The sequence below is a fragment of the Pseudomonas sp. SBB6 genome, from assembly GCF_024213215.1.
GTDB lineage: Bacteria > Pseudomonadota > Gammaproteobacteria > Pseudomonadales > Pseudomonadaceae > Aquipseudomonas > Aquipseudomonas donghuensis.
Map to the genome: position 1 here is coordinate 303,924 of NZ_JANAVH010000003.1, position 13,556 is coordinate 317,479.

A 13,556-nucleotide genomic window follows, 5' to 3' on the forward strand; every position below is an offset into this window, starting at 1 on the left:
AACGGGGGGTACTTTACCGGAGAATCGAGGATTACGCGGTTTCTACCGTCGGAAAACTCTTCACCAGGTCATCCAGTTGCTTGAGCTGGGCCAGGAAAGGCTCCAGTTTGTCCAGGCGCAGGGCGCATGGACCGTCACACTTGGCGTTGTCCGGATCCGGATGCGCCTCGAGGAACAGGCCGGCCAGGCCCTGGCTCAGGCCCGCCTTGGCCAGGTCGGTGACCTGGGCGCGGCGACCACCGGCAGAATCGGCACGACCACCCGGCATCTGCAGGGAATGGGTGACGTCGAAGAACACCGGGTACTGGAACTGCTTCATGATGCCGAAGCCGAGCATGTCCACTACCAGGTTGTTGTAACCAAAGCTCGAACCGCGCTCGCAGAGGATCAACTGATCGTTACCGGCCTCTTCGCACTTGGTCAGGATGTGTTTCATCTCCTGGGGTGCGAGGAACTGGGCTTTCTTGATGTTGATCACCGCGCCGGTCTTGGCCATGGCCACCACCAGGTCGGTCTGGCGCGAGAGAAAGGCCGGCAACTGGATGATGTCGCAGACCTTGGCCACCGCGGCAGCCTGCTCTGGCTCGTGCACGTCGGTGATGACCGGCACGTTGAAGGTCTTCTTGATCTCTTCGAAGATCTTCATCCCCTCTTCCAGGCCCGGGCCACGGTAGGAGTTGATCGACGAACGGTTGGCCTTGTCGAAGCTGGCCTTGAACACGTAAGGGATACCGAGTTTCTCGGTAACCCGCACGTACTCTTCGCAGACCTTCATGGCCAGGTCACGGGATTCCAGCACGTTCATGCCGCCGAACAGGACGAACGGCTTGTCGTTGGCGATCTCGATGTTACCGACGCGAATGATCTTCTGGGTCATGAATCAGGCCTTGTTCTTTTGAGCCAGTGCCGCCTTGACGAAGCCGCTGAACAGCGGATGGCCGTCACGCGGAGTCGAGGTGAACTCTGGGTGGAACTGGCAAGCGACGAACCATGGATGATCCTGGGACTCGACCACTTCGACCAGCGCGCCGTCGCCGGAACGACCGGAGACTTTCAGGCCGGCTTCGACCAGTTGCGGCAGCAGGTTGTTGTTCACTTCATAACGGTGACGGTGACGCTCGACGATCACGTCCTTGGCGTAGCAATCGTGGACCTTGGAGCCGCTTTCCAGCTGGCACTCCTGGGCGCCCAGACGCATGGTGCCGCCCAGGTCAGAGGCTTCGGTACGGGTTTCGACCGCGCCGGTGGCGTCTTCCCACTCAGTGATCAGGCCAACGACCGGGTGACCGCTGTTGCGATCGAACTCGGTGGAGTTGGCGTCTTTCCAGCCCATGACGTTACGAGCGAATTCGATGACCGCCACCTGCATGCCCAGGCAGATACCCAGGTACGGAACCTTGTTCTCGCGAGCGTACTGCACGGCAGTGATCTTGCCTTCGACGCCACGCAGACCGAAACCGCCTGGTACCAGGATCGCGTCGGCGCCTTCGAGCAGGCTGGTGCCCTGGTTCTCGATGTCTTCAGAGTCGATGTAGCGCAGGTTGACCTTGGTGCGGTTCTGGATGCCGGCATGGCTCATCGCTTCGATCAGCGACTTGTAGGCGTCCAGCAGCTCCATGTACTTGCCGACCATGGCGATGGTGACTTCGTGCTCGGGGTTGAGCTTGGCGTCGACGACCTTTTCCCACTCGGACAGGTCGGCACCGTTGCATTGCAGGCCGAAACGCTCGACGACGAAGTCATCCAGGCCCTGGGCGTGCAATACGGCCGGGATCTTGTAGATGGTGTCGACGTCTTCCAGGGAGATCACCGCACGCTCTTCGACGTTGGTGAACAGGGCGATCTTGCGGCGCGAGGAGACATCCACCGGATGGTCGGAGCGGCAGATCAGCACGTCAGGCTGCAGGCCGATGGAACGCAGCTCCTTGACCGAGTGCTGGGTCGGCTTGGTCTTGGTCTCGCCAGCGGTGGCGATGTACGGAACCAGGGTCAGGTGCATCAGCATGGCGCGCTTGGAGCCCACTTCGACGCGCAGCTGACGGATAGCCTCGAGGAACGGTTGCGACTCGATGTCACCCACGGTACCGCCGATTTCCACCAGGGCCACGTCGGCATCGCCGGCACCCTTGATGATGCGGCGCTTGATCTCGTCGGTGATGTGCGGAATGACCTGGATGGTCGCGCCCAGGTAATCACCACGGCGCTCCTTGCGCAGCACGTGCTCGTAGATACGGCCAGTGGTGAAGTTGTTGTTCTGGGTCATGGTCGTGCGGATGAACCGCTCGTAGTGGCCCAGGTCCAGGTCGGTCTCGGCGCCGTCGTGGGTGACGAACACTTCACCGTGCTGGAACGGGCTCATGGTGCCCGGGTCGACGTTGATGTACGGGTCCAGCTTGAGCATGGTGACCTTGAGCCCCCGCGCCTCCAGGATGGCCGCCAATGAAGCCGAGGCAATGCCTTTCCCCAATGAAGAAACAACACCGCCCGTGACGAATATGTAGCGCGTCATGAAAAACCCTAGAAGTCTGCGTTAAAGCGGTCAGTGCCGCCGGGGAAAGCGAAGGAAGGCCGAAGCCCCCGATCACCTGCGTCAATCACAGTGCATCTTAAAAAACTGCCGCGTCTGGTCACACCGGGGGTTGGATACCCGGTTAGGAGCTCGCTAAACATTTTTAGAATCGCCCAGCAAAAAACTGCTTGGTAATCGGCAACTGCTGTGATTTCGGGGAAGCCACAGAAGCTGTATCAAGAAGGGAGCGTAGTCTACCCGAATGTGCCTTTCATCTCAAACCTTGCTCGCTCGTCGGCGCATGCCAATGCAATTGCCAGTCGCCCTGGCTCAGCCCCGGCAGGTTGGCCACCGCCAGCAATTGCTCGGCGCAATACAGCAACGGCAGGCGCGAACGGACGAATGACGGCAGCTGCGACTCGTTGAGCAGGCGCTTCAGGTCTCGCTGGCCACGGCCGCTGACGGCCAGGGTTTCGCCGCCCTGGCGGTAGGCAATGTGCAATGGCCCCTGCGGCAACGTGCCGCTGAGGCTGACACTGCCGTTATGGTTCAACGCCAGCGGGCGGGCCGGATCAGGCCAGATCGGCTGGCCAGCCGGCGGCTTCAGCCAATCACCGGCCAGCCACCAGATTCGTCCATTGGCGCGCTGCAGTTCTCCGTCGGTCAGGCGCCACAGTGGCCGTCCGTCGGATGCCGCGTCGCGCAGTGCCTCCCAGCCGGCCCAGTGGCGGCTATCGGGCAAGCGTGTGCGCGGCGCCAGCCAGTACTGCAGGGCATTGCGCTGGCGAGCCGGGGATAGCTGGCGCAGCACCTCGAGGTCCAGCGAGTCGAGGCCAAGCCAGGCGAACGGTGCCGCGGTCGCCGCCTGGGCCAGGTCCGCCTGCGCCAGGTCATCGAGCAGGCCCTGGGCTTCGCTCAGGTGCTCGGCGCTGCGCGCCAGGTTTTGCGCCGCCTGCGGCCAACGTTGCAGCAGCGCCGGGAACACCTGGTGACGCAGGTAGTTACGGGAGAACCGGGTGTCGCTGTTGGACGGGTCCTCGATCCAGGCCAGGTGCTGCTCCTGGGCATAGCACCGCAGCTGGTGGCGCGAAACGCCGAGCAACGGCCGCACCAGCATGCCCTGCCCGAGCGGCCGCCACTCGGGCATGGCGCTCAGGCCGCGCAGGCCGGCACCGCGCAACAGGCGAAACAGCAGGGTTTCGGCCTGGTCCTCGCGGTGCTGGCCGGTCAACAGGACTTCATCACGGCGCAACGAATCGGCGAGCGCGGCATAGCGCGCGTCACGGGCGCCCTGCTCGATGCTGGCACCAGGGGAGACCTTGACCCGAATGATCTGCAGATCGACGCCCAGATCGTCACACAGGCGCTGACAATGCTCCGGCCAGGCATCAGCCGCAGCTTGCAGGCCGTGATGGATGTGGATGGCGCGCAGTGGCGGCAAGCGTTGCTGGCGGGACAGGGTTGCCAGCAGGTGCAGGAGGACGCTGGAGTCCAGGCCGCCGGACAGGGCGATGCACCAGGAGGGGGCGGTTAGCCAGGGGGACAGCCTTGGGTAGAGATCGAGCATCGGGTAGACCTCTTTTACGAGTGCTGCGCACTCGTTCGCTGGCAAGGCCAGCTCCCACAGGCCCGGTAGTGAACCCAATGCCTGTGGGAGCCGGCCTTGCCAGCGATGGACCTCAGATCAGAGCCCGTAGCTCATCAGGCGGTCATAACGGCGCTTGAGCAGCGCGTCGTTGTCGAACTTCTTGAGCATGTCCAACTGCTCGATCAACTCGCCGCGAACGCTGGCGGACATCTTCGCCGGATCACGGTGCGCACCGCCCAGGGGCTCGGCGATGACCTTGTCGACGATGCCCAGGCCTTTCAGGCGCTCGGCGGTGATACCCATGGCTTCGGCTGCGTCCGAGGCCTTTTCGGCAGTCTTCCACAGGATCGAGGCGCAACCTTCCGGCGAAATCACCGAGTAGGTCGAGTACTGCAGCATGTTCAACTGGTCGCACACGCCAATGGCCAGCGCACCACCGGAACCACCTTCACCGATAACGGTGGCGATGATCGGGGTTTTCAGGCGCGCCATGACCCGCAGGTTCCAGGCAATGGCTTCGCTCTGGTTGCGCTCTTCGGCGTCGATCCCTGGGTAGGCACCCGGGGTGTCGATGAAGGTCAGGATCGGCATCTTGAAACGCTCGGCCATTTCCATCAGGCGGCACGCCTTGCGATAGCCTTCAGGGCGCGGCATGCCGAAGTTGCGACGTACCTTCTCGCGCACTTCGCGGCCTTTCTGGTGGCCGATGACCATCACCGGCTTGTCGTCCAGGCGGGCGATACCACCAACGATCGCGGCGTCATCGGAGAAGTGACGGTCACCGTGCAGCTCGTCGAACTCGGTGAAGATGTGCTCGATGTAGTCCAGGGTGTACGGACGGCGCGGGTGACGGGCCAGGCGGGCAATCTGCCAACTGGTCAGGTTGCCGAAAATGCTTTCGGTCAGGGTGCTGCTCTTGTCTTGCAGACGGGCGATCTCATCGCCGATGTTCAGCGAGTTGTCATTGCCAACCAGGCGCAGCTCTTCGATCTTGGCTTGCAGGTCAGCAATCGGCTGTTCGAAATCCAGAAAATTCGGGTTCATAGGCATCCGTCTTGGGTCTACGGCCAGGCGGCCGGCCGGTTGATCCGTTTGGCGCCCTACCTTAAGGGATCGGGCGCATTCAGGTCGAGATTAAAAATTCATCGATATTGCAAAAAGACGTTCTCACGTCCGAACTGGTCACGCAGGGCCTGAATCAGGCCATCGGCCGGGTCGATACGCCAGCTTTCGCCGAACTGCAGCATGGCCTTGGCATCGCTGCCGGTGTATTCCATGGTGATCGGGCAGGCGCCGCGATGACGCTTGAACAGCTCGCCCAGCCAGCTCAGCCGGTCCCCCTTGAGGGCATCGGCATGCACCTTCAGGCGCAGGCTTTCGGCCAGGTTGGTGCGGGCATCTTCCATGCTCATCACCCGCTTGACCCGCAGGCGCAGGCCGCCGGAGAAGTCATCGTTGCTGACCTCGCCTTCAACCACCACCATAGCATCGGTCTGCAGCAGCGCCTGGTTGGCCATGAAGGCGTCGGCAAACAGCGAAGCCTCGATCCGCCCGGAGCGGTCGTCGAGGGTGACAAAGCCCATCTTGTCGCCCTTCTTGTTCTTCATCACCCGCAGGGCAATGATCATCCCGGCGACGGTCTGGGTGTCGCGCGCAGGCTTCAGGTCAATGATGCGCTGGCGGGCAAAGCGGCGGATCTCGCCTTCATACTCATCGATCGGGTGACCGGTCAGGTACAGGCCCAGGGTGTCTTTTTCACCGCGCAGGCGCTCCTTGAGGGTCAGCTCGCGAGCCTTGCGGTGGTTGGCATAAACGTCGGCATCCGCTTCGACGAACAACCCGCCGAACAGGTCGGCGTGGCCGCTATCGGCCGTGCGCGCGGTCTGCTCGGCAGACTTGATCGCCTCCTCCATCGCCGCCAGCAGTACCGCCCGGTTGCGGTCGATATTGGCCTGGTAGGCCTTGAGCTCGTCATGGAAGTACGGGCCCAGGCGATCCAGCGCACCGCTACGGATCAGCGCGTCGAGGGTACGTTTGTTGATGCGCTTGAGGTCGACCCGCTCGCAGAAGTCGAACAGGTCCTTGAACGGACCAGCAGCGCGGGCTTCGACGATGGCCTCGACCGGCCCCTCACCCACGCCCTTGATCGCCCCCAGGCCGTAGACGATGCGGCCATCGTCATTGACCGTGAACTTGAAGTCGGAGGTGTTCACGTCCGGCGCATCGAGGCGCAGCTTCATGCTGCGCACTTCCTCGATCAGGGTCACGACCTTGTCGGTGTTGTGCATATCCGCCGACAGCACCGCAGCCATGAACGGCGCCGGGTGGTGGGTCTTGAGCCAGGCGGTCTGGTAGGAGACCAGGCCATAGGCGGCGGAGTGGGATTTGTTGAAGCCGTAACCGGCGAACTTCTCTACCAGGTCGAAAATGTTACCGGCGAGGTCCGGATCGATGTTGTTCGTGGCACAACCTTCGATGAAACCGCCCCGCTGCTTGGCCATTTCCTCGGGCTTTTTCTTACCCATGGCTCGACGCAGCATGTCCGCGCCGCCGAGGGTGTAGCCCGCCATGACCTGGGCAATCTGCATCACCTGTTCCTGGTACAGGATGATGCCGTAGGTCGGCGCCAGAACGGGCTTGAGGCCTTCGTACTGATAATCCGAATGCGGGTAGGCAAGTTCCGCACGACCGTGCTTGCGGTTGATGAAGTCATCCACCATGCCCGATTGCAACGGGCCGGGACGGAACAGCGCCACCAGTGCGATCAGGTCTTCCAGGCAGTCGGGCTTGAGCTTCTTGATCAGCTCCTTCATGCCCCGCGATTCAAGCTGGAACACCGCCGTGGTTTCGGCTTTTTGCAGCAGGTCGTAGGTTTTCTTGTCATCCAGCGGGATGAAGTCGATGTTCAGGTCATCCAGGCCTTTCTTGGCCTGCTCGCGATTGATGGTCTCCATCGCCCATTTGATGATCGTCAGGGTTCGCAGACCGAGGAAGTCGAACTTCACCAGGCCCGCGGCCTCAACGTCATCCTTGTCGAACTGGGTGACCAGGCCGCCGCCCTCTTCATCACAGGCAATCGGCGAGAAGTCGGTGAGCTTGGTCGGGGCGATAACCACACCACCGGCGTGCTTACCGGTACCGCGGCAGACGCCCTCGAGCTTGAGGGCCATGTCCCAGATTTCCTTGGCGTCTTCGTCGCTCTTGAGGAAATCGCGCAGAATCTCTTCCTGCTCGTAGGCCTTTTCCAGGGTCATGCCGACTTCGAAGGGGATCATCTTCGACAGACGGTCAGCCAGGCCGTAGGACTTGCCCTGCACCCGCGCCACGTCACGCACCACCGCCTTGGCGGCCATGGTGCCGAAGGTGATGATCTGGCTCACGGCGTTACGCCCGTAGGCGTCGGCCACGTATTCGATGACCCGGTCGCGGCCATCCATGCAGAAGTCGACGTCGAAGTCGGGCATCGATACCCGTTCCGGGTTGAGGAAACGTTCGAACAGCAGGTCATAGGCCAGCGGGTCGAGGTCGGTAATCTTCAGCACGTAGGCGACCAGCGAGCCGGCACCCGAGCCCCGGCCCGGGCCGACCGGCACGCCGTTGTTCTTGGCCCACTTGATGAAGTCCATAACGATCAGGAAGTAGCCGGGGAAGCCCATCTGGATGATGATATCCAGCTCGAACTTCAAGCGGTCGAGGTAGACCTGGCGCTTCTCTTCGTAATTCGGCGTGGTGTCTTTGGGCCACAGCACCGCCAGGCGCTCTTCCAGGCCTTCGTGGGAAACATGACGCAGGTAGTCGTCGATACCCATGCCGTTGGGCGTCGGAAAGTCGGGCAGGAAGTGCTTGCCCAGCTGTACCTGGATATTGCAGCGCTTGGCGATCTCGACGGTGTTGGCAATTGCCTCGGGCAGGTCGCTGAACAGCTCGGCCATTTCCTCAGGGCTTTTCAGGTACTGCTGATCGCTGTAGTTGCGCGAGCGGCGCGGATCGTCCAGGGCACGGCCTTCGCCGATGCACACGCGGGTTTCGTGGGCATCGTAGTCGGACTGCTTGATGAAGCGCACATCGTTGGTCGCCACCAGCGGCGCGTCCAGCTTGTCGGCCAGGGCCACGGCGGCGTGCAGGTACTCTTCGTCACCGGCACGGTTGGTGCGCTGCACCTCGACGTAGAAGCGCTCCGGGAACATCTGCAGCCAGTCGCGCAGCAACGCTTCGGCTTCATCCGGGTTGCCATTGAGCAACGCCATGCCGATGTCGCCTTCCTTTGCCGCAGACAGGGCAATCAGCCCCTCGCTGGCCTCGGCGATCCACGGCCGTTCGATGATCACCAGGCCATTGCGCTGGCCGTCGACCCAGCCGCGGGAGATCAACTCGGTAAGGTTGCGGTAGCCCTTGGCGTCCATCGCCAGCAGGCAGATGCGCGACAGCGGCGCATCCGGGTCGCTGTTGGCCAGCCACAGGTCGGCGCCGCAGATCGGCTTGATGCCAGAGCCCATGGCGTTCTTGTAGAACTTGACCAGCGAGCACATGTTGCTCTGGTCGGTAACCGCGACCGCCGGCATGTTCATCGCCGCCAATGCCTTGGCCAGCGGCTTGATCCGCACCAGGCCATCGACCAGCGAGTATTCGGTGTGCAGGCGAAGATGAACGAAAGAAGCCGACATGATGATCCTATAGCAGCACAAAACAACAAGGCCCGGATTGTACCGGGCCTTGATCAAAACAACAGCCAGTGCGGGGTGATCCTGACTACTGACGCCCGCCGCGCCTGGTCAGACCTCGGCAAACCCGCCATTGATGGCATCGCGGGCTTCGAAGGCGGCGCGCACCGGTGCGAACGAGCGCCGGTGAATCGGCGTCGGCCCCAGGCGCGCCAGGGCCTCGAGGTGCACCGGCGTCGGGTAGCCCTTGTGCCCACCGATGCCGTAACCGGGGTAGATCAGCTCAAACGCCGCCATCTCGCGGTCACGGGTGACCTTGGCCAGGATCGATGCTGCGGCAATGGCCGGCACCTGGCTATCGCCCTTGACCACCGGCGCCGCCGGTACCGACAACTGCGGGCAGCGGTTACCGTCGATCAGCGCCAGTTTCGGGGTGATGCTCAAGCCTTCGACTGCACGCTGCATGGCCAGCATGGTGGCGTGGAGGATATTGAGCTGGTCGATTTCCTCGACCTCGGCGCGGGCGATGCAAAAGCTCAGGGCTTTTTCACAGATTTCGTCAAAAAGCTTTTCACGCTTGGCTTCGGTGAGCTTCTTCGAGTCGTTGAGCCCCAGAATCGGCCGCTTTGGATCGAGAATAACCGCAGCGGTCACCACCGCGCCGCACAGCGGGCCACGGCCCACTTCGTCGACACCGGCGACCAGCTCCTCGACCAGGTTGAAGTCCAATCCCATTTGCATCTATCGGTTTTCCAGCAAGGCCAACACCGCGTCAGCTGCCTGGTTCGAGGCATCGCGGCGCAAGGTACGGTGAATCTGGTCAAAGCCTTCGGTCTGCTGCACACCGCCATGCACCAGCGGCGCCAGGGTCTGGGCCAGGGCATCGGCAGTGGCCGCTTCCTGCAGCAACTCGGGCACCAGCATGCGCTGGGCCAGCAGGTTGGGCAGTGACACGTATGGGCTTTTTACCAGGCGTTTGAGAATCCAGTAGGTCAGCGGTGCCAATCGATACGCCACGACCATTGGCCGCTTGAACAGCAAGGCTTCAAGGGTCGCGGTACCCGAGGCAATCAGTACTGCATCGCAAGCAGCCAGGGCCTGGTGCGAACGACCGTCAAGCAGGGTCACCGGCAAGTCGCGGCCTTGAAGCATCTGCTCAAGCTGGGCCCGACGCTCGGCATTGGCGCACGGCGAGACGAAACGCACCCCGGGCACCAACTCGCGCAGACGCTGGGCGGTATCGAGAAACAGCGCGCCCAGGCGGCCAACTTCGCCGCCCCGACTGCCGGGCATCAAGGCAACCAACGGCCCTTCACCCAGCCCGAGCTGTTCGCGCGCAGTGTCACGGTCGGCGTCCAGTGGAATGCTGTCCGCCAGCGGATGGCCGACAAAGCGTACCGGCACGCCTTTCTCTTCATAGAACCTGGCTTCGAACGGAAACAGCGTGAGCATCAAATCGCAGCCTTCGCGAATCTTCAGCACGCGCTTCTGCCGCCAGGCCCAGACCGACGGGCTGACGTAATGCACGGTCTTGATCCCGGCCTTGCGCAGGTTCAGTTCGATATTGAGGGTGAAGTCCGGGGCATCGATGCCGATGAACACATCCGGGCGCTCGGCGATCAGGGTCTGGATCAGTTCCTTGCGGCGCTTGAGCAGCTCGCGCAGGCGCCCTAGCACCTCGACCAGGCCCATCACCGCCAGGCGCTCCATGGGGAAGTACGAGGTCAGGCCTTCGGCCTGCATCAACGGCCCGCCGACGCCAATGAAGCGTACCTGCGGGTGGCGTGCCTTGAGCGCGCGCATCAACCCGGCGCCGAGAATATCGCCGCTGGCCTCACCCGCCACCAGCGCTACACAAAGCTCGGCCATATCAGCGGGTGATGCCGCGGGTGGAGTTCTGGATCGACTGGAGGAACACGTCGACTTCCGGGTACTGGGTCGCAGGCTCCGCCAGTTCGGCAATGGCCTGCTCGATGGTCAGGCCCTGGCGGTAGACCACCTTGTAGGCCCGGCGCAGCGCGTGAATGGCGTCCTCGCTGAAACCCCGACGGCGCATGCCCTCGAAGTTCATGCTGCGCGCCTCGGCCGGATTACCGAATACAGTGACGTAAGCCGGAACATCCTTGCCGATGGCGGTCCCCATGCCGGAGAAGCTGTGGGCACCGATGCGACAGAACTGATGCACCAGGGTGAAACCGGAAAGGATCGCCCAGTCGTCAACATGTACATGGCCCGCCAGTGCGGTGTTGTTGACCAGGATGCAATGGTTGCCGATGACACTGTCATGGCCGATGTGGGCATAGGCCATGATCAGATTATGATCACCCAGGGTGGTTTCCGAGCGGTCCTGTACGGTGCCACGGTGGATGGTCACGCCTTCGCGGATCACATTGTGATCGCCGATCACCAGGCGCGTGGCTTCACCCTTGTACTTGAGGTCAGGGGTGTCTTCGCCTACCGAGGAAAACTGGTAGATGCGGTTGTGCCGACCGATGCGGGTCGGCCCCTTGAGAATCACGTGCGGACCGATAACGGTCCCCTCGCCGATCTCGACCCCGGCACCGACGATCGACCAAGGGCCTACCTCGACACCGTCGGCGAGCTTGGCCGACGGATCGATGATTGCCCGAGGGTCAATCAAACTCATAGTTTGCGTTCCGCGCAGATAATCTCGGCCGAGCATACCGGCTTGCCGTCGACCGACGCCTGGCACTCGAACTTCCAGATCTGGCGCTTGCAGCTGATGAACTTGGCCTCGAGGATCAGTTGGTCACCCGGCAGCACTGGCTGGCGGAAGCGCAGTTTGTCGGAGCCGACGAAGTAGTACAGGGTACCGTCCGCAGGTTTGACGTCGAGCATCTTGAAACCGAGGATGCCGGCCGCCTGGGCCATCGCCTCGATGATCAGCACGCCCGGCATGATCGGATGTGCGGGGAAGTGACCATTGAAGAAAGGTTCGTTGATGCTGACATTCTTGTAGGCACGAATGCGCTGGGCCTCGACGTCCAGTTCCACCACCCGGTCCACCAACAGGAACGGGTAACGGTGAGGCAGGTATTCGCGAATCTCGTTGATGTCCATCATTTCGGGGGGAAGCCTGTAGTAAAGATAGGGAGCGCCGGTTTTCACACGGCGCTCCTTTAGCAAATCAAAGAGTCAGTCTAGGGCTGTTCACTCTTGATCAGGAAATGGTATCAGCCTTCTGATGAAGCTTTATCGCCAGAGGTCACGGCGGCGAGACGCTTTTCCAGTTGTTGAAGGCGTTTTGACATCTCGTCCAGCTGGCGAATCCGTGCGGCACTTTTACGCCACTCGGCCAGCGGCTGCATTGCCGTACCGGAAGAATAGGCGCCTGGCTCGGTGATCGAGCGCGTCACCATGGTCATCCCGGAGACGAAAACGTTGTCGCAGACATCGATGTGTCCAACCATGCCGACACCGCCGGCAATGGTGCAATGCTTGCCAATCTTGGTGCTGCCGGAAATCCCGACACATGCCGCCATCGCCGTATGATCGCCGATCTGCACGTTATGGGCGATCTGGATCTGGTTGTCGAGCTTGACCCCATCGCCGATGCGGGTGTCAGCCAGTGCACCACGGTCAACCGCAGTATTGACGCCGATCTCGACATCGTCACCGATGCTCACGCCGCCAATCTGGGCAATCTTCTGCCAGACACCCTTGTCGTTGGCAAAACCGAAGCCTTCGCCACCGATCACCGCGCCAGACTGAATCACCACACGCTTGCCGATGCGTACGTCGTGGTACAGGGTCACCCGCGGGGCCAGCCAGCCGCCCTCGCCGATCACACAACGCGCGCCGATAAAGCACTGGGCACCGATGGTCACGCCCGGGCCGATCTGCGCACCGCTTTCGATCACCGCGCAGGCACCAACGCTGGCGCTGGCATCGACCTGGGCATCGGCGGCAACCACGGCGCTGGGATGAATTCCCGCTACAGCCCTGGGCTTTGGATCGAACAGGTGGGAGAGGCGCGCGTAGGCGAGGTACGGGTCGGGAACGATCAGCGCGTTACCGGCAAAGCCTTCGGCGTCGGCCGGCTTGAGCAGGATCGCTGCCGCGTGGGTTTCACCCAGGTACTTGCGGTACTGCGGGTTGGCAAGGAAGCTCAACTGCCCCGGCCCGGCTTCCTGAAGGGTCGCCAGGCCAGTGATTTCCAGCTCCTCGGGGCCACTCAGGGTGGCTCCGAGGAACTCGGCCAACTGACCGAGTTTCATGGTCACGGTCATGATCAACGGGACTGATTCATGCGCTCGATAACCTGGCGGGTGATGTCGTACTGAGGTTTGACATCAATGACCGCGCCACGCTCAAGCACCAGGTCGAAACCGCCTTTCTTGATCACTTCTTCAACCGCGCCGTCGAGTTTCGGCTTCAGTTGCTTGAGCATTTCGCGGTCGGCCACGGCCTTGGACTCGTTCAGTTCCTTGGACTGGAACTGGAAGTCACGGGCTTTCTGCTTGTATTCAAGCTCCAGGCGCTCGCGCTCAGGCTGGGCCATCTTGTCACCACCGGCACGGATGCGGTCGGCAATGCCCTTGGCGCTGCTTTCCAGGTTCTTCAGCTTGGTCAGCTGTGGGCCGAACTTCTTCTCGGCGTCGACGGCGTATTTCTTCGCCGCGTCCGACTCGAGCAAGGCCATTTGGTAGTTCAGGACGGCAATTTTCATTTCGGCGAAAGCCGGGGTTGCGACCAGGGCCGCAGCCAGTACTGCCAGTTGAGTCAACTTACGCACGATGCACTCCTACAGAATCCGTTGTCGTTAGCAAGGGGCAGA

Annotated in this window: 11 protein-coding genes; all 11 read right to left on the reverse strand. The window is 62.1% G+C overall.

Annotated elements, in window-relative coordinates; genetic code table 11:
* Positions 1–31: 31 nt before the first annotated feature.
* Positions 32–877, reverse strand: a complete 846-nt coding sequence (gene kdsA / locus NLX68_RS07545) for a 3-deoxy-8-phosphooctulonate synthase (RefSeq protein WP_010224824.1) — start codon at positions 875–877, stop codon at positions 32–34.
* Between the two features lie 3 nt (positions 878–880).
* The gene (locus NLX68_RS07550) at positions 881–2,509 is read right to left on the reverse strand and encodes a CTP synthase (RefSeq protein WP_010224826.1); all 1,629 of its coding nucleotides are present in this window, start codon (positions 2,507–2,509) and stop codon (positions 881–883) included.
* Positions 2,510–2,780: 271 nt separating this feature from the next.
* Positions 2,781–4,076: a tRNA lysidine(34) synthetase TilS gene (gene tilS, locus NLX68_RS07555; RefSeq protein WP_254283500.1), complete on the reverse strand. Its 1,296-nt coding sequence runs from the start codon at positions 4,074–4,076 to the stop codon at positions 2,781–2,783.
* Between the two features lie 117 nt (positions 4,077–4,193).
* A complete protein-coding gene (locus tag NLX68_RS07560; RefSeq protein WP_134064008.1) occupies positions 4,194–5,141 on the reverse strand; it encodes an acetyl-CoA carboxylase carboxyltransferase subunit alpha in 948 nt (315 codons plus the stop codon).
* A 98-nt stretch (positions 5,142–5,239) separates the two neighbouring features.
* Positions 5,240–8,761: a DNA polymerase III subunit alpha gene (gene dnaE / locus NLX68_RS07565; protein ID WP_254283501.1), complete on the reverse strand. Its 3,522-nt coding sequence runs from the start codon at positions 8,759–8,761 to the stop codon at positions 5,240–5,242.
* Positions 8,762–8,869: 108 nt separating this feature from the next.
* On the reverse strand, positions 8,870–9,499 hold the full coding sequence (gene rnhB, locus NLX68_RS07570) for a ribonuclease HII (protein ID WP_010224830.1): 630 nt from the start codon (positions 9,497–9,499) through the stop codon (positions 8,870–8,872).
* Positions 9,500–10,627 carry a lipid-A-disaccharide synthase gene (lpxB, locus tag NLX68_RS07575; RefSeq protein ID WP_254283502.1) on the reverse strand — a complete coding sequence of 376 codons (1,128 nt, stop codon included), beginning with the start codon at positions 10,625–10,627 and terminating at the stop codon, positions 9,500–9,502.
* Between the two features lies 1 nt (position 10,628).
* Positions 10,629–11,405 carry an acyl-ACP--UDP-N-acetylglucosamine O-acyltransferase gene (lpxA, locus tag NLX68_RS07580; protein WP_010224832.1) on the reverse strand — a complete coding sequence of 259 codons (777 nt, stop codon included), beginning with the start codon at positions 11,403–11,405 and terminating at the stop codon, positions 10,629–10,631.
* Positions 11,402–11,842 (reverse strand): 3-hydroxyacyl-ACP dehydratase FabZ, encoded by a 441-nt coding sequence (gene fabZ / locus NLX68_RS07585; protein WP_010224833.1) that lies wholly within the window; start codon positions 11,840–11,842, stop codon positions 11,402–11,404. The genes lpxA and fabZ overlap by 4 nt, the downstream gene beginning before the upstream one ends.
* 110 nt (positions 11,843–11,952) lie before the next feature.
* On the reverse strand, positions 11,953–13,014 hold the full coding sequence (gene lpxD, locus NLX68_RS07590; RefSeq protein WP_254283503.1) for a UDP-3-O-(3-hydroxymyristoyl)glucosamine N-acyltransferase: 1,062 nt from the start codon (positions 13,012–13,014) through the stop codon (positions 11,953–11,955).
* Positions 13,011–13,514: an OmpH family outer membrane protein gene (locus NLX68_RS07595; RefSeq protein ID WP_010224837.1), complete on the reverse strand. Its 504-nt coding sequence runs from the start codon at positions 13,512–13,514 to the stop codon at positions 13,011–13,013. Before NLX68_RS07595 ends, lpxD begins: the two co-directional genes overlap by 4 nt.
* Between the last annotated feature and the right edge of the window lie 42 nt (positions 13,515–13,556).

Coding starts and splice junctions, on each gene's coding strand:
- dnaE (WP_254283501.1), bottom strand. CDS start 8,761: ATGTCGGCTTCTTTCGTTCATCTTCGCCTGCACACCGAATACTCGCTG.
- kdsA (WP_010224824.1), bottom strand. CDS start 877: ATGACCCAGAAGATCATTCGCGTCGGTAACATCGAGATCGCCAACGAC.
- lpxB (WP_254283502.1), bottom strand. CDS start 10,627: ATGGCCGAGCTTTGTGTAGCGCTGGTGGCGGGTGAGGCCAGCGGCGAT.
- fabZ (WP_010224833.1), bottom strand. CDS start 11,842: ATGATGGACATCAACGAGATTCGCGAATACCTGCCTCACCGTTACCCG.
- NLX68_RS07560 (WP_134064008.1), bottom strand. CDS start 5,141: ATGAACCCGAATTTTCTGGATTTCGAACAGCCGATTGCTGACCTGCAA.
- NLX68_RS07550 (WP_010224826.1), bottom strand. CDS start 2,509: ATGACGCGCTACATATTCGTCACGGGCGGTGTTGTTTCTTCATTGGGG.
- rnhB (WP_010224830.1), bottom strand. CDS start 9,499: ATGCAAATGGGATTGGACTTCAACCTGGTCGAGGAGCTGGTCGCCGGT.
- lpxA (WP_010224832.1), bottom strand. CDS start 11,405: ATGAGTTTGATTGACCCTCGGGCAATCATCGATCCGTCGGCCAAGCTC.
- tilS (WP_254283500.1), bottom strand. CDS start 4,076: ATGCTCGATCTCTACCCAAGGCTGTCCCCCTGGCTAACCGCCCCCTCC.